Here is a 15765-nt window from a genome sequence, read left to right as displayed (position 1 = left end):
GTGTCTTCCGGCGATCAAGAATATTGAAATTCTAGATAGGAAGTGAGGGGGCTTATGAGTTGCGCTTGGTTTAATGAAAGCGTAAAACCACTTTTGAAGGGTTTTTCTCTAGAGTACTCATCATTTGCTGATGAAGATTTTCGTGACTTTAAAAAGGATAGAGTTAGACGGTTTTAACAAACTAGGAGTTGTAGAGTTTTAGTCTGAAGGATGGGTGGGTATTGATATATATGACTGTACTCTTGGTGGTCAGGTTATGAATGTATTGCTTTCTCCAGAAGAAAAAGAATCTGTTTCTCAGGCGTTTGAAAAGTTTGTAAAGATATTGACCACGGATAGTTGAAGGATGGCCGCGACCGAAAACCTCACCATCAGCTCTGCGGCGGACGAAGAACACTCCCTGTCGAAAAGCAAGAAACTGACCCGTCAGTAAGACCACGTCAGCCAGGTTTCCTCCGATCTTGATGCCGGGGGTAGCGTTGCCTTGCAGGCCGGACAGAACCTCTCCGTGATCTCCAGCCGTATTACGGCCGGTAAAGAGGCGTATCTGGTTGCGGGTGAGAATCTGGACATCCTTGCTGCGCAGGACAGTGATTACTCGCTGTACGACATGAAGAAAAAAGGCAGCTTCGGCGCGAAGAAAACCCAGCGCGATGAAGTGACTGATGTGAAAAACGTCGGCAGTGAAATCACCACTGGTGGTGATTTGTTGCTGGCGAGTGGGGGAGATCAGAAGTACCAAGCCTCGAAGCTGGAGAGCGGTAAGGACCTGATGATTGAAAGTGGTGGTGCAGTTACGTTTGAGGGCGTGAAGGACCTGCATCAGGAGAGTCACGAGAAGAGTAATAACAACGCCTTTTGGGTTTCCTCCAAAGGTAAAGGTAATACCGACGAGGCCTTACGCCAGAGCGAACTGGTTGCCGCTGGTGAAGTAACCATTAAAGCCGTCAATGGACTGCAGATCGATATCAGGCAGGTTGATCAGAGAACGGTCACTCAGAGCATCGATGCAATGGTCAAAGCCGATCCACAACTGGCCTGGCTCAAGGATGCTGAAAAGCGCGGTGACGTGGACTGGCGGCAGGTGAAGGAGATTCACGACTCCTTCAAGTACAGCAACTCCGGTCTTGGCCCAGCCTCGCAAATTATCATCGCGATTATCATGGCTGCTGTTGTGGGGCCTATGGCAATGGGCGCGGTAGGTGCATCGACAGGGGCTGCAGTCACAGCCGGAACGATGAGTGCAGGTACGGCAACGTTTCTCTCTGCCGGCGCAGGCGCTATTGCGGCTGGAGCTGCTACCAACGCAACGGTCAGCGTTATTAATAACCGCGGGAACCTTGGGGCGGCATTTAAAGATGTAACTTCTTCCGATGCCATAAAAGGGTATGTCATCTCGGGTGTGACGGCGGGTCTGACGGCTGCGTACTTTGATGGTTTGACGGGTACGCATACTGATATTGCATCCGGGAAAATCATTGGCCCCGAACTTTCAACCTTGACAGGCGTTGGACAATTCGCCGCGAATCAGATTCTCCAAAATGGAACCTCTGCCATTTTGGGTAAAGCGCTGGGTACGGGCGGGAGCGGCAGTGATGCGCTCAAAACCGCGCTATTCAACACCTTGGCGGCGGCGAGTTTCAATGCAGTGGGTGACTATACCCACGGTACATTCGCGGACGGAACGCCTTCCAAGGTTGTTATTCACGCGATGGTGGGAGGGCTGCTGTCAAAGGCCACCGGAGGAGATTTCAGGACTGGTGCGTTGGCTGCAGGTGCCAATGAAGCCTTGGTTGTGTCTTTGGAGAGTTTGGTCCAGAACGATAAAACTCTGCTTCCTATGGCTTCACAAATTGTTGGCGTTTTGGCAGCAGCTTCATCTGACGATGCCAACGCGGACTCAATTGAAAAAGCTGCCTGGATTACTAAAAATGCCACGATGTATAATCGGCAGTCCCATGAAGATGAAGAAATGGTTAAGCGTGACGAGGTGAAGAAAGGAGGGCTCACTAAGGAGAATTTGGACAAAGCATCGTGTTATGTAATTAAGTGCTGGGCGCAGTATGATCGTGCTAGTTCGGAATATCGAGATAGTATGATAAAAGAGTCTGACGTCGCAGGGCTTGGTAATGAGCTTATGTGGGTTGAGGCCCAGCAGGAGAAGGGACTGTTCAACTATCGCTATATCGATGCCGCTAAAGATCTAGCGACTCGCGATGTTATTCCTTTGGGTACTGAAACGGGATCTATTGTAACTGGTGGGATTAGTGTGGCATCAGGGTATACTTTATGTGGAAGCGGAGTAGGTTGCGTCTTCGGTGCTCCGATGGCTGCATTTGGCGCTGGTAACGTCGTAGAAGGCGGTACGGGTATTTACAACCACTTTTATGGTGGAGGTGAAGGGTATAATCCTGTAAAAGAGGCATTCTCCCTTCTTCCTGGTAACCTGGGGGGCGTTGCCTACAGTAGCGCCGATTTTGCTCTTTCGCTGGGTGCCGGGCTAGTGAAGGTTCCTTTAAAAATGGGCTTGGCTGATGGTCTGAATAGGCCTAAGTCGATGTTTGGAGTTATGGTGAGTGGCGTGGATAACAACTTCTTTCTACCAGCTATAGGGGCTACTCCTTATGGCACTGCGATGGGTATGTATTTCTATAGTCTCGCAGGAAAAGGAAATAGCATCTATAAAGAGGTTTCTGATGAAAAGAAATAAATATTTCTATTTTTTGTTTATGTCTTTTGCCTTGTTAAACATGGTTTTAGGTGTAAGTATATTTTTTGCAATTATAATATCCGCTCTTTTCTCGGTTTTATTTAAGACCGACTCGGCTTGGGTGTATTATGTGGTTGGTGGGCCTCTGGCTGTTCTGTTCGCGACTTTTTGGACTATTAAGCGTTGGGCTTTTGTGAAGGCTTTTGTGACGGAATGAATTATCTCCGAAAGGAATATTTGCCGTTCCTCGTCACAAGGGTAGGACATAGCTCGGTGACGGAAAACCGCAGACAGTTGAACAACTTTGATCGTCTTTTAGCGGAGAGGTTGCAAGGAAAGCTGCTGCTAGCGTTGACTAAGTCCAGACAAGTGTGAGCATTGCCAATGTTTGTATTGAAAATGCCCACGCGAAGAAGTGGATGCTCTTGCTAAGGAAACTCTGAAAAAGACTTCCAAATCTGGTGAAATGCGCCAGTCCCGACCACTGAACGGTTGAGTCCCGATGAGCAGATGTCCTTCGCTGACGCCGAATACGCTGGCAAACGCAAACAAACCCGCCGTGAACGCTTCCTGATCGAGATGGATTAGGTCTTGCCCTGGAATGGCTTGGTCAAACTGACCGAACCACACTATCCAAAGGGCGAAGGTGGTCGCCCTGCCTATCCGTTGATGGCGATGTTGCGGGTTCATCTGATGCAAAACTGGTTCGGCTACAGCGATCCGGCCATGGAAGAATCGCTCTACGAAACCACAATTCTGCGACAGTTTGCAGGATTGCACTTGGATCGGATTCCGGACGAAACCGCGATCCTCAATTTCCGCCGACTGCTGGAGAAACATGAGCTGGCCGGTAGGATTTTGCAGGTCATCAATGGCTATTTGGGCGACCGTGGTTTGTTGCTGCGCCAAGGCACCGTGGTCGATGCAACGATTATTCATGCGCCGAGTTCGACCAAAAACAAGGCAAGGACGAAAAACGTGACCCTGAAATGCACCAGACGAAGAAAATCAATATTTCTTCGGGATGAAAGCGCACATCGGTGTCGATGCCGAATCCGGTTTGGTGCATAGCATGGTGGGCGCTGCGGCGAATGTAGCTGACGTAACTCAGGTCGACCAGTTACTGCACGGAGAAGAAACTTACGTCTCTGGCGACGCGGGCTATACCAGTGTCGAAAAGCGTCCCGAGCATCAAAATCGCCAAATGATATGGTCGATTGCAGCGCGGCCCAGCAGTTATAAAAAGCATGCAAAGAAAAGTCTGATCGGGCGCATGCGTCGCAAAATCGAATACGCAAAAGCTCAACTGCGCGCCAAGGTTGAGCATCCGTTTCGAGTGATCAAGCGCCAGTTTGGTTATACGAAAGTACGCTTCCGCGGCCTGCTGAAAAACACTGCGCAGCAGACCACGCTGTTTGCTCTGTCCAATCTGTGGATGATGCGAAACGGCTGCTGAATACAGGAGAGGTGCGCCTGTAATGTGGACAATTGACGCTAAAAAGCGCTTGTCTGAAGAAAAAAGAGGAGTTGGGCGAGGCAAAGTTCTGATTTTCGATTGAAACGACGTTTTTTGAAACCTTGAAGCAACGAGTGGGTTAAAAAGTCTGCCTACTTCAGACCTTCCCTAAAATGATTCTGCCTTGCCTCTGTTTAAAATGCTCACCCTAGCAAAATCCCCACTTCGGACACCCCCGTCCCAAATCATCCGAACCCCACTCCGCAATACCCACCCCTCAATAAACTAAACTACCCAGCGGCACCCGCTCGCTGTCCGGGCCTGAGGAAGTTGTCAGCCTTATCCTTATCGTTCTACGCACCTGTCAATGCTCGGTTTAAAACATAACAGAACTACCTATTCGCACGAACCGCATAAGGATAAGGCTTGGATGACAATGACTCCAGTGGACGGATCGGCTACCTTCGAGGTTAACAACCTGTTCAGAAAACCCAGGATCTGTTTTGACTGGGAGGACCTGCGTTACTTCGTGATGTTTTCCACGGTCAGTTCCCTGAGTGGTGCTGCAAGGATACTGGGTGTGGAGCACGCTACTGTTTCGCGCCGTATCGCTTCGCTGGAAAGGTCTCTCAATGTAAAGCTTGTCGACCGTCGCAAGCGTTTGTATGAACTGACTGATGAGGGACGACGTGTGGCGGCGATCGGGCGACAGATCGAGGCGCAGACCCAGGCTGTTGGTCGTCTCGCGGTTGCGGCTCAGGTGGTGCAGGGTGTGGAGGTGACCATCAGTGCGCCGCCGTCGGTGGCGGTCGAGAAGCTGGTGCCACAATTGGGGGCGTTTCGGGCGATGCATCCCGGCATTGTGTTGCGCTTGTTGGGCGATCACCAGTATTCGTCGTTATCCAGTTGCCAATCTGACCTGTGTATACGGTTTTCCAAACCTGTTGAAAGCGGCATTGTCGCGCGGCGCATTGGCACGGCTTCCTTTTCATTTTATTGCGCACGTTTTTATCTGGAGCAACGCCCTCCGGAGCATTATGAGTTTATTGCTTATGACAATGAACTGATGAGTGACAGTCAGAACGGATGGCTGAGGGATATCGTCGGTGATCGACCCTTCGTGCTGGAGGCCAAAACGGTGGAGTTGCAAATTCGTGCTGCGGAGACCGGTGTGGGCATCGCGTTACTGCCCAGTTTTGCCGTAGAGGATAATAATCGTCTGTGCCGGGTGGAGTTGTCGGCTCCGCTGGAAGTCGATGTCTGGCTGGGCGTGCATGAAGACCTGCGCGCGGTGGCTTCCATCCAGGCTGCCATGAATTATGTGGAAAGCTGTTATCGCTAGCCAGGGCTGAGTTCACGCTGATTGTGTTGGCGGAAAAACAGTCTTGCGGTGAAAAAATTCACATCCCCTCATCAAATATCGACAGTTTACAAGTTGGACTGTTTTGACGAGGATCAATATCGAGTGGAGCAGTTCATGACTCGAAACTCCGAGACGTTAAGGTGTCGGCTCGGCAAGGTTTGTTAGATGGCGCGCTGTTGGATAATTATAAAAACTCATGCAGTGGCAAGATCATCTCAAGCACCCTGGTGACACCCTAAGGACAGCCGGAGATTCTCATGGCCGACGTAAAAATTCTCGACGTTACCTTGCGTGACGGTGGTTATCGGAACAACTTCAACTTCACAGAAGATCAGGCGCAGATAGTGGTCGCTGGCTTGGCTAACGCGGGTGTGGACCTCTGCGAAATTGGTTATTGCAAAGGATCCTTCGCGCCGAAAGGCGAGCACGGTCTGACCAGTGATGTAGGTGCAGTCTTCATTGAAAAGATTGCACAGGCCGCCAAAGGCCGCATCGAACTGGCCGTCATGGTTCATCCCAGAAACATCACCACCGATGACTTGGCCATGCTCAAGGAGCAGGGCGTTTCGATGATCCGTGTCTGTTTGAGGCGCGATCAACTGGATGAGGGGCTTGTGACCTTGTCGCTGGCTCGTGATCACGGCTTTAGCGTCAGCGCCAATGTGACGCATGTGACCTCGCAGACGCCAGGCTCCGTGCTCGATACGGCCGTGCGCGCAGAGGGGGCCGGCGCGGATATCGTTTGTTGCGCGGATTCCAATGGTCATATGGTACCGACCGATGTAGATCGGCTGTTCAGTCGTCTCTCAAGCCGATTGTTGGTGCCGCTGGGCTTTCACGCGCATAACAATCTGTCGTTGGCGCTGGCGAATGCAGCGGCGGCTATAGAAGCCGGCGCTGAATACATCGACACGTCCATATGTGGCATGGGCAAGGGGGCCGGCAATCTTCACCTGAGTATGCTGGTTGCCTATCTGGAGCGTACCGGCGTCAGTCATGGTTATGACCTGGTGAAAGTGATTGAACTGTCGGAAGCCACAGCCCGCGCGATCCCGCAAAATAATATGCCCAGCCCGCTGATGGATATCATTCTGGGCACTTACAACTTCCCCTATGACAGCAGTCAACGCGTGCGCGACACCCTCGAGCGCTTTCAGTTGACCTCCGAGTACCGAGCGATCGAGGTCATGTATCAGCAGGACAAGGTGGCGCGCCTTGCGCCGCGAGCGGTGTTGTCGACCATCGCCACCGGCTTGCCGAACGGCGCGAAGGGAGTCGCGCTATGACCACTCAAATGCTCCGAAAGCGCATATGTGTCTTGCCCGGTGACGGGATCGGTATTGAAGTCATGGAGGCGGCGCTTCCGGTGATTGCGGCGCTGAACCTGCCGTTCGATCTGGTACCGGCGGACATCGGTTGGGAATGCTGGAGGGCCGAGGGGGAAACCGTTCCGGCCCGGACCTGGGAGATCATGGCCAGTTGCGATGCGACATTGCTTGGCGCAATCACCAGCAAACCTCTAGCAGAGGCCGAAGCAGAGTTGCCACTGGCGCTTCAGGGCCAGAACCGCCGCTATGTCAGTCCGGTCATTCAGCTCAGGCAGAATCTCGACCTGTACGCCAATGTCCGCCCGGTCAGTGACATGACTGGCGAAAACAGATTTCGCTTTGTCGTGATCAGGGAAAACACCGAAGGGCTTTATGCGGGGCTGGACTTCGGTTGTATCCCGGATGCACTGGTGCCGCTGCTCGAAGAGCGGGAAGCCCTCGGCGCGGCGTGGCAGCGAGAAGGGCAGGATGATGCGACGGTGACGTTGCGCCTGCAGACGCGAAGTGGCCTGACGCGTATTTTCGAATACGCCTTCGAGTACGCCCGCAAGAACCACTTCACGCGGGTCACGTTTGTCGACAAACCCATGGTCCTGCGGCACAGCAGCGCCTTTGCACGGGGCATCTTCGAAGCAACAGCTCAGCGGTATCCGGACGTGACCGGGGTCATCGAGAATGTCGATGCGGTTGCCCTGTGGATGGTGCAGCGCCCCGAGCGCTTCGGGGTGATCGTTGCCGAGAACATGTTTGGCGATATTCTTTCCGATCTGGGCGCCGGAGTCATGGGTGGCCTGGGGTTCGCGCCCAGTGGCAACTTCGGCAATTCAGGGGCTTATTTCGAACCGGTACACGGCAGCGCGCCTGCCCATGCGGGGTTGAACAAGGCCAACCCCGGCGCGATGTTCATGGCCATCGCGCTGATGCTGGAGCATCTGGGGTACCCGGCCGAGTCGGCGTGCATCAGCCAGGCCGTCAGCCTGGTTTCGCGCACATCCACACGCACGTATGACCTTGGCGGTTCCCATACCACGGCCCAGGTGGGCGAAGCGATCGTTCAGCAGTGCATCGAGTTGCAGTCCCGCACGTTCGGGTATCGCAACGAGCAGGCTTCGGCACCGGGAGAACGTCATGTCAGCGCACTTTGAAGCGGTGCCCATTGCGCAAGCCGTGCTGGACGCATGTGAACATCTCGACACTGCGTCCTTGTCTGATGCGCTGGACAGCCTGGGGATCGACGGCGGGCTTTCGGGTATTGCCTCGCAAGTACCGGGCACTCGTTGCGTGGGTATCGCATTTACCGTGCAGTACGAGCCGGTTGGTGCATCTGCGGTCTTCAAGGGTGCTGCCAACTATATCGATCATGTACCTGCCGGCGCGGTGATTGTTTCCTCAAACAACGGACGCCAGGACTGCACGGTATGGGGCGATATCATGACCCGCTTCGCGTTGGCCAATGGCATCAAGGGCACCGTGATCGATGGCGTGGCACGCGATATCGATACGGTCATCGAGTGCAATTACCCATTGTTCAGTCGCGGACGTTTCATGCAGTCAGCAAAGAACCGCGCTCGACTCCAGGCTGTACAGGTGCCTCTGCTCATCGCGGGCGTGGCGGTCCGGCCTGGCGACCTTCTGGTGTGTGATGGCAGCGGGTGCGTGGTGATTCCACAGCAGCTGGCCGTCGAGGTCGTACGCCGTGCCCAGGCGATCGAGCACACAGAGCGCAGCATCATTGAAGCCATATCGGCTGGCTGGCCCCTGGAAAAAGCCCGCAGCACCTATCGCTACGACCAGCCCTGGCTGACTGACGCTGAAAAAGTCAGCGTCGCTGTGCCTTCACAGGCGTGAACCGATCTGCCTTCCCACTTGAATGGAAATGATGATGAAAATGGAATTGTTCGACGCTCAATCCGTCACCGATGACAGCGCGGTCTATCTGGTCAATGTCGTACAGGTAAACGAGGGGGCTCAGGATCTGGCCATTCAGATTCTCGAAGAAACCGTCAGCTACGTGGCACGCAATTACAGTGCCTTCAAATGGAGCCGATTGATGAAAAGCACCGACGGCAAGACCGTCATCAATCAGGCGCAATGGAGTGATCGCAGCCAGTTCGAGTCGCTGTTTAGCGACGCAGAGTTTCTGTCGCGCTACTCGCGGTTGAAAGAAACCGGCACCTGGGAATATCACCTTTACAACGTGGCCGAGTACATCACCCCTGAAATTGCCTTACAAAAGGCCGGCTGAGCCAGTACCGACAGAAGAGGGCGGCGCACAGGCCGCCTTCGTCTGATATTCACTCGGATTTGCACAGGGATTATGCGATGACCACGATCAATACAGCACTGACCTCACTTCTGGGCATTGACCACCCGCTGATTCTGGCGCCCATGGGCGGCGCGTCCGGTGGGCGTCTGGCGGCTGCGGTTTCCCGTGCCGGTGGCCTCGGCCTGGTGGGTGCCAGTTACGGCGACCCGCAATGGATGGCGCGTGAACTGGAGATGATGCGCGAGGTGCAGCAGCCTTGGGGCGTAGGCCTGGTCATGTTTACCGTGGCCAAACAATTCGAATTGCTTCACCTGGCGCTGGAGTATCGTCCGGCGGTGGTTGCCCTGTCGTTTGGTGATGTACGCCCTTTCGTCAGGCCCATCCATCAGGCCAATGCCAAAGTCATCGTTCAGGTGCACGACGTCGATCAGGCGCTTGAAGCACTGGACGCCGGTGCCGATGCGCTGATCGTACAAGGCGCCGAGGCGGGGGGGCACAGTTTGCGCCGCTCTTCATTGCCGCTGTTCCCGGCGGTCCGCGACGCGGTGGGTGAGCATGTCGTGCTGATCGGTGCCGGCGGGATCGCCGATGGGCGCGGCATGTCTGCTGCTCTGGCGCTGGGTATGGACGGCGTGATGATGGGTACGCGTTTTCTGGCTTCGCAGGAGGCACTGCCTTCCGAACGGGTAAAGCAGCGACTGCTGCAGGCGGTTGCGAGCGATACGGTACGAACCCGGATCTTTGATCAGGTGCGCGGCATCGACTGGCCGGAGGGCTACAGCGGACGCGTGATCGGCAATGACTTTTCCGCTAGCTGGGTGGGTGAGGAGCAGGCTTTCGCTGCCTCAGCCGGTCAACTGCGCCTGGACTATGAAGCCGCATTGGCGGCCGATGATGTCAGTATCCGGGCCATCTGGGCGGGCGAAGTCGCGGACCTGATCAAGGAGGTGCTGCCCGCGCAACGGATTATCGAGTCGACCCTGCGCGGGTATGCCGCCAGTGTCGAACGCCTTCGCACGCCCCGCTGAGCCTTCACGATTGAGCCCTCACGATGGAGCAACGACCGGACCCGCTCACAAGGCGGGTCTGGTTCTTTTTGCAGGAGCAAAAGCCATGAGTCATTGCATGACCTTCCGGACCTTTGGTGTCGGGCATTCGCGCGTCTTTATTCTGTCACCGGTGATGCCGGTCTGGGACGAGGGTGGATTTGCCCAGCCGCTGATCGAGCACTTCACCGCCGCCGGTTTTCAGGTCACGGTGTTTGATTCCCTGTCGCTGCCCGTTATGCAGGGTGAGGACTTTGGTGTCTTTACCGAGCGCTGGGCCTGCGCGCTCGAGCCATGGGGTGTGCCGGATGTACTGGTCGGCGTTGCCTTGGGCGGTGCATTGGCGCAGGCACTGGCAGGCAGTTCATTTCTGCAGTCGACACCTGCCTTGCTGCTGCTGTCTTCCCCGGCCAAGGCCGACGGGTTACTCGATTCCAGGCTGGGACATATGGCGGACCTGGCCGAACAGGGGCATGTCGAGCAAGCCAGGCATCTGCTGGACAATCTGGTACTGCCTGACGGGCAGTCGCATGAACGAGTAGGCCTCGCCGGCGACGAGAGTGACGCGACGCTTTCGATGCAGGGGCAGCGCTTGACAGTGGGTTTCAGGTTGCTGGCTGGTGTCGATGTCAGTGAATGTCTGCTCGATTACCAGGGCCGCGTGTTGAGCGTGTTCGGTGAAAAGTCGCAATTGGTGAGTGCACGCCATGTACTGCGTACCCGTGGCCTGCAGCAGCGCTCATTGTGCATAGACGGCGGCGGGATGCGTCCGCTGGCGGATGACTTGCAGCAGGTGCTGGACAGCATCGACACGTTCCTGATGACCCGCCAGGAGTGCGTGCAATGAGTCAGGTCGATGCGCTGAACTTCATTGATGTGCATTACCACGCCAATCCTGACGCGTTCATTCGTCGTCATGGTGCGATCGAGGCGGGCAGGTGCTACGCGCGGGTGCAGGGCAGGGTGGTGCTGAAGAATCATCTGGGGTGTACGGCAGCCCAGGCGTGGGAAGCGCGCGATCAGGGGTTTCCGGTCAGCGGCTCGGTGGTGCTGAACGAGATTGCCGGCGGCATCGACTACCGTGTGGTCGAGCGCAGCCTGTGTTTGCGTGGCGATGAGCCCGGGCGTTTCCTGGTTCACTTGCCAACCGTGACCGGCAGGACGCATGCCAGTACGCTGACCCGCAACCTGAGCCATCCGCTGTTGCGGGACAAGCCCATCAAGCCTGCCAGAGTGACATCGGACAACGGCCGGCTGACGCCACAGACGCTGGATATTCTGAGAATGGCGCGTGACTATCCGCTGGTGATCTCGACCGGGCATGCCGATGCCAATGAAGTCAGGACGCTGATCGACGAAGCGCTGCGCATCGGTGTGCCGAGGTTGATGCTCAATCAGCCTGCCAATCCGTTGACCGGTCTTGACGCGGCCGAGCTGGCGCTGATCGGCACAGAGCCATCGGTCTACATCGAGCAGACCGCACTGACGTACTTGCTGGGTTATCAGGACCGCCAGGATTTCAGCGATGTGTTGAGCCATGTCGGCAATGTGGTCTACAGCTCGGACCTGGGGCAGACCAGTCAGATCGATGTCCACCAGTGGCTGTCGCTGAGCGGGCAGTGGTTCGACGCGTTCGGCTTGAGCGACGAGCGCCGCACCGAGGTGACGCTGCTGAATCCGCAACGCATGTTGGCCCTTTAAGCTGTCCGGATAAGCGCCTCCCTGGCCAGCACCGCCAGGGAGGCCCGGCCATCAGGCTACTTCTGCGGACACCTTCGAAGTCATCGCCTCCACAACCCTGGATTCACGCAGGCCCGCGTCCTCCATCAGTGGCAGTGTTTCCCTCACGAAGTCCTTTATACCCTCATGGTAATCGAGCCACGTCAGGGCAATGCCGTCGATCCCCCAGTCAGAATATTTCCTGAACAGCTCCACGATCTTCTCGGGTGTGCCTACCAGTGGCACCCCGGCGAATCCGGCCTTGAAATGGAAACGGAAACGCACGGCGTCTTCGGGGGTGAAAATGCCGGTCTGGATACCCAGCTCGCCGGTGATGATGTCGCAGCCCTCATCGTCACCGACCTGGTTGGCGTAATAGTCCAGGTAAGCGTCTGCTTCCTCTTGCGTGTCCTTCTGCACCACATAGCCATAACACCATATCTTTATGTCGCGGCCGAACTTCTGTTTCGCCAGGTCCTTGTAGGATGCAATCTGCTCACGCACGGCCTGTTCGCCGTCCAGATGTTTGACGATCAGGAACGCGGCGTCGCAATGTTCTGCACAGAAGAGTTTGCCGCGTGGCGACCCCCCTGCGTTGATCAGGTAGGGTTTATTCAGAGGTTGTGGCTGCGAGATTGCGCCGCAGATGTTGAAATACTCGCCTTTGAAGTCGAACGGGGTCTGCTGCTCCCAGGCATTTTTTGCAATGTGCAGCCACTCTTCTGCGTAGTCGTAGCGTTTGTCGTGCTCCATCATATGGCCGCTGAACATGCGCATTTCCGCGCCATACCAGCCGCAAAGGATATTCAGCCCGAAGCGCCCGCCGCTGATGTGGTCGATGGTCACCGCCTGTTTGGCCGCGAACAGCGGGTGCACGGTGGGCAGGTGCGAGGTGGTGAACACGGCGATCTGACTGGTCAGGGCTGCAATCCCGGCAGCCCAGGTGTAGGTTTCGAAACAGACACCGCCGGTATTGTTGGTGCCGCCGAAACCTTTCCAGCGGCCGACCGGTATGAAGGCTTCAAACCCTGCATCGTCGGCAATCCGGGCGATTTCCAGGTTGCCTGCCCAATCGTCTCCGCGCAGGCGTTCAGGCGCGTTGGTGACGGTGCAGCCGCCCTCGGTATTGGTGGAGAAAACACCCAGCTGTATCTTGTTCGCGCTGCTGCGCATCGGGTTGGTTTTTATCGGATAGGATTTTTCAGCGCGCATCGTGACCTCCCAGGTCGATAGTTGGATCGTTCGTCCTTGCTACATCCTGAACCTGCGGTGGCCGTGCCGACGAAGTATTCGGTCAGGCATGATCACCCCGGCGGGTCGGGAAGTACGGCAGCACATACTCTTCCAGCTCTTGTAACACTTCTGTGGCCGGACGCCTCAGTGGCTTGAGGTTCAGCGCCACATGCGAAACACCCTGTTCCCGCTGACGCTGCCACAGGGCGATGAGGGCGTTGCGCCCGGTACTGATTCCACGGCCGACTTTCATCGGCGCGTCCTTGTTCTCGTCCAGGTCGAAGAACGTCGCATAGCCGTAGGGCTTGAACTGCATCTGCTCATTGGCGCTGCGCCAGTGATTGATCACTTCAGGCAAGGTGTCGAAGCCGCTCTGATGCCATATCCAGCCGTCCATGTTATTGGCCAGCCATGTGATGTCCTGCTGACAGCGGCCGATGGCAAGCATCGGCAGCCGCCCGAAAACCGGTTTCGGCAGTAGATCCAGCGTGCCATTGAGTTGCCCGTAATGACGCGATTTGAACACTGGAAAAGACTGCTCGGTCACCGCGTGCAGCAGTTCGACGCCGTCTCTGAAGCGTTCTGCGCGGGTCTCGAAACGCTCGCCGAACGCGGGATATTCGCCGGGCCTGTCCCCTGTAGACACACCCAGCAGGAAGCGTCCTTCGAGCAACACGTCGACGCTGCACGCCTGTTTGGCAACCATCAGCGGATTGCGCAACGTCAATATGATGCCTGCCGTGCCGATGCAGATTTGCCGGGTGACCGCAGACAGTAGCGCGGCGTAGACAAAAGGATCGAACACCTGACCGGCGTCGCCGAACCCCGGATCGAGAAGCGGTACGTCGCGCAGCCACAGCGCGGCGAAACCGGCCTTGTCGGCCTGAATGGCGAGGGCCAGATGGTCTTTCATGGTCGGTGCTGCGGAGTCCGGGTAGCCCTCCAGTGGCGCGATCAGACCGAACGTGAGATGTCCCGGCGCGAACACCTTTGCAAAGGCGGGATGGCGCTTTGCGCCGGGTATTTCATAGGGACTCACTTGGTTTCACCCGCCAGTTCAAGCGTGTCGGAGGGCTCTATGGGCGGTTCTTCATGAGCGCGTACGCGACCAAGCAGGGCAAAGACCGCCACCGCCGTCAGCACGGTGGCGGCGCTGAGAATGAACAGCAGATTGCGGAATGCATTGACGTACTCTTGGTGCAGCAACGCTGACTGACCGGACAGCAGGCTTGTCGCATTGTGCAGATCGCCCAGGGCAGCGCGGTTGGCCGCTTCGGTGACCACCTCAGGTGAGACACCCTTGAGTGCGTCGAAAAGTCCCCATTGAATGAACGTTGCAAGCAGGGCGCCGGCGATTGCGATAGCGATCCCGTCTGCCGAAACGCGTACCGCATTGAAGATGCCGGTGGCCATACCGGCGCGTTCCTTTTCGACGACACTGATCGCCATGCCATCCATCAGCCCCCAGGGCAGGCCGATACCGATACCGATCAAGGCCATCGGCAGCAACGCTGTCCTGATCGCACCACTGTCCAGTGCCAGCGCCAGCCATAGCAGGCCGGCCGCCACCAGCAGCAGCCCGACGCCGGACAGCAGTCCTGACGTGAAACGACGTGCCAGCTGCGCGGCAAGCAGGGGCACGATCAGCAGGGGCGCGGCCAGGGCAGTCATCATCTGCCCGGTTTCCAGGGCGCTGAGGCCGTCGATGCCAATGAAGCGCGCTGGCAGCATGATGATCAGCACGACGAAGAAAAATGCGGGAGTGGCTGCAAGAATCTGCACGCCGACAAAGCGCGCGCTCTTGAACAACGAGAGATCCAGCATGGGACGGGCGATGCGCCGCTCCACCGCAATGAATACCCAGAACAGCAGCAGTGAGCCAATGATGCCAACCATCACCAATGGATCGGTCCAACCCTCTTCAGGGGCGAGCAGAATGGCATAAGTGAACAGGGTCAATGCTGCGGTAAAACTGATTGCGCCCGGCCAGTCCATACCTGTTGCGTCGGGATCCTTTGACTCGGTGGCGCTGAACAGCACCAGCAGGAACCCCGCGACGCCGATGAGTGCAGTCGCATGGAATGACCATTTCCAGCCTGCCGAATCCACCAGCGAGCCGGCTGCGAGAGGGCCGAAGGCCAGACCTATACCGAAGGTGGTGCCCAGCAGGCTGAAGACTCGGGTGCGCTCGGCGCCATGAAAGGTCTGGGCAAGCGACGACATCGCCCCGGCGAACGCTGCCGCGCCACCCAGGCCTTGCACCAGTCTGAGCAGGTCGATCTGGACGACGGAGGAGGCTGCCGGAATGGCGAAGGTGGAGAGCACGAAGATCGCCAGCCCGATCAACCAGACGCGTTTTCTGCCGTAGATATCCGTCAGGCTCCCGGCGGCCATCATCGCGCTGCCGTAGGTCAGGATGTAGGCGTTGATGACCCAGGTCAGCTCGACGGCTGATCCGCCCAGTGCCTGGTTTATCGACGGTAGAACCACGGCAGGGCCCGTGAAGCATAACGGGATCAGAATGCCGGTCAGGCAAGCGGCGAGCAGTTGCCCCCATCGTCCTGCAGTGGGCTGTGTTTGAACCCTGTGTGCTGTGGTCATGTGCAATGTCCCTGTGAAGCGTGCCTGGGTTTTGCCGTGGTGC

General features: G+C 56.6%; 12 protein-coding genes and 2 pseudogenes. 11 read left to right on the top strand and 3 right to left on the bottom strand.

Going from position 1 to position 15765, the window contains the following annotated elements:
* Positions 1 to 346: 346 nt before the first annotated feature.
* The 11 genes and pseudogenes from AC54XV_RS15790 to AC54XV_RS15740 all read left to right on the top strand — a co-directional run.
* Positions 347 to 2710, top strand: a pseudogene (locus AC54XV_RS15790) (DUF637 domain-containing protein); the annotation flags it as partial.
* The gene (locus tag AC54XV_RS15785) at positions 2697 to 2927 is read left to right on the top strand and encodes a hypothetical protein (RefSeq protein WP_225650550.1); all 231 of its coding nucleotides are present in this window, start codon (positions 2697 to 2699) and stop codon (positions 2925 to 2927) included. The pseudogene AC54XV_RS15790 and the gene AC54XV_RS15785, both read left to right, overlap by 14 nt.
* A gap of 293 nt (positions 2928 to 3220) precedes the next feature.
* Positions 3221 to 4189 (top strand): annotated as a pseudogene (locus tag AC54XV_RS15780) (IS5 family transposase).
* Between the two features lie 407 nt (positions 4190 to 4596).
* Positions 4597 to 5508: a LysR family transcriptional regulator gene (locus AC54XV_RS15775; RefSeq protein WP_496718962.1), complete on the top strand. Its 912-nt coding sequence runs from the start codon at positions 4597 to 4599 to the stop codon at positions 5506 to 5508.
* A 278-nt stretch (positions 5509 to 5786) separates the two neighbouring features.
* Entirely contained in the window at positions 5787 to 6815 is a 1029-nt protein-coding gene (locus tag AC54XV_RS15770; RefSeq protein WP_024642694.1) for a hydroxymethylglutaryl-CoA lyase-like TIM-barrel protein, read from the top strand.
* Entirely contained in the window at positions 6812 to 8002 is a 1191-nt protein-coding gene (locus tag AC54XV_RS15765; RefSeq protein WP_496717052.1) for an isocitrate/isopropylmalate dehydrogenase family protein, read from the top strand. The genes AC54XV_RS15770 and AC54XV_RS15765 overlap by 4 nt, the downstream gene beginning before the upstream one ends.
* Entirely contained in the window at positions 7986 to 8705 is a 720-nt protein-coding gene (locus AC54XV_RS15760; RefSeq protein WP_003400491.1) for an RraA family protein, read from the top strand. Before AC54XV_RS15765 ends, AC54XV_RS15760 begins: the two co-directional genes overlap by 17 nt.
* A 34-nt stretch (positions 8706 to 8739) precedes the next feature.
* A complete protein-coding gene (locus AC54XV_RS15755) occupies positions 8740 to 9102 on the top strand; it encodes an antibiotic biosynthesis monooxygenase (protein ID WP_240884076.1) in 363 nt (120 codons plus the stop codon).
* 77 nt (positions 9103 to 9179) lie between these two features.
* The gene (locus tag AC54XV_RS15750; RefSeq protein WP_496717050.1) at positions 9180 to 10151 is read left to right on the top strand and encodes an NAD(P)H-dependent flavin oxidoreductase; all 972 of its coding nucleotides are present in this window, start codon (positions 9180 to 9182) and stop codon (positions 10149 to 10151) included.
* Positions 10152 to 10236: 85 nt separating this feature from the next.
* Complete coding sequence (locus AC54XV_RS15745; RefSeq protein WP_240851138.1) at positions 10237 to 11016, top strand: hypothetical protein; 780 nt, start codon at positions 10237 to 10239, stop codon at positions 11014 to 11016.
* Positions 11013 to 11870 carry a DUF6282 family protein gene (locus AC54XV_RS15740; protein WP_024639604.1) on the top strand — a complete coding sequence of 286 codons (858 nt, stop codon included), beginning with the start codon at positions 11013 to 11015 and terminating at the stop codon, positions 11868 to 11870. Before AC54XV_RS15745 ends, AC54XV_RS15740 begins: the two co-directional genes overlap by 4 nt.
* Before the next feature lie 51 nt (positions 11871 to 11921).
* Here AC54XV_RS15740 and AC54XV_RS15735 read toward each other — a convergent pair whose 3' ends face one another.
* From AC54XV_RS15735 to AC54XV_RS15725, 3 genes are all read right to left on the bottom strand, one after another.
* A complete protein-coding gene (locus tag AC54XV_RS15735) occupies positions 11922 to 13100 on the bottom strand; it encodes an LLM class flavin-dependent oxidoreductase (protein WP_024651172.1) in 1179 nt (392 codons plus the stop codon).
* A gap of 82 nt (positions 13101 to 13182) precedes the next feature.
* A complete protein-coding gene (locus AC54XV_RS15730) occupies positions 13183 to 14160 on the bottom strand; it encodes an LLM class oxidoreductase (RefSeq protein ID WP_011268189.1) in 978 nt (325 codons plus the stop codon).
* Positions 14157 to 15722 (bottom strand): MFS transporter, encoded by a 1566-nt coding sequence (locus tag AC54XV_RS15725; RefSeq protein WP_496717048.1) that lies wholly within the window; start codon positions 15720 to 15722, stop codon positions 14157 to 14159. The genes AC54XV_RS15730 and AC54XV_RS15725 overlap by 4 nt, the downstream gene beginning before the upstream one ends.
* Positions 15723 to 15765 lie beyond the last annotated feature (43 nt).

The sequence above is a fragment of the Pseudomonas fragariae (ex Marin et al. 2024) genome, from assembly GCF_059621105.1.
The sequence above is the reverse complement of the archived record's forward strand: the minus strand, read 5'-3'. Positions and strand labels throughout refer to the sequence as shown.

What these genes read in the sequence shown, in the direction of transcription:
- AC54XV_RS15785 (WP_225650550.1), top strand. Translation starts at nt 2,697, where the DNA reads ATGAAAAGAAATAAATATTTCTATTTTTTGTTTATGTCTTTTGCCTTG.
- AC54XV_RS15775 (WP_496718962.1), top strand. Translation starts at nt 4,597, where the DNA reads ATGACAATGACTCCAGTGGACGGATCGGCTACCTTCGAGGTTAACAAC.
- AC54XV_RS15770 (WP_024642694.1), top strand. Translation starts at nt 5,787, where the DNA reads ATGGCCGACGTAAAAATTCTCGACGTTACCTTGCGTGACGGTGGTTAT.
- AC54XV_RS15765 (WP_496717052.1), top strand. Translation starts at nt 6,812, where the DNA reads ATGACCACTCAAATGCTCCGAAAGCGCATATGTGTCTTGCCCGGTGAC.
- AC54XV_RS15760 (WP_003400491.1), top strand. Translation starts at nt 7,986, where the DNA reads ATGTCAGCGCACTTTGAAGCGGTGCCCATTGCGCAAGCCGTGCTGGAC.
- AC54XV_RS15755 (WP_240884076.1), top strand. Translation starts at nt 8,740, where the DNA reads ATGAAAATGGAATTGTTCGACGCTCAATCCGTCACCGATGACAGCGCG.
- AC54XV_RS15750 (WP_496717050.1), top strand. Translation starts at nt 9,180, where the DNA reads ATGACCACGATCAATACAGCACTGACCTCACTTCTGGGCATTGACCAC.
- AC54XV_RS15745 (WP_240851138.1), top strand. Translation starts at nt 10,237, where the DNA reads ATGAGTCATTGCATGACCTTCCGGACCTTTGGTGTCGGGCATTCGCGC.
- AC54XV_RS15740 (WP_024639604.1), top strand. Translation starts at nt 11,013, where the DNA reads ATGAGTCAGGTCGATGCGCTGAACTTCATTGATGTGCATTACCACGCC.
- AC54XV_RS15735 (WP_024651172.1), bottom strand. Translation starts at nt 13,100, where the DNA reads ATGCGCGCTGAAAAATCCTATCCGATAAAAACCAACCCGATGCGCAGC.
- AC54XV_RS15725 (WP_496717048.1), bottom strand. Translation starts at nt 15,722, where the DNA reads ATGACCACAGCACACAGGGTTCAAACACAGCCCACTGCAGGACGATGG.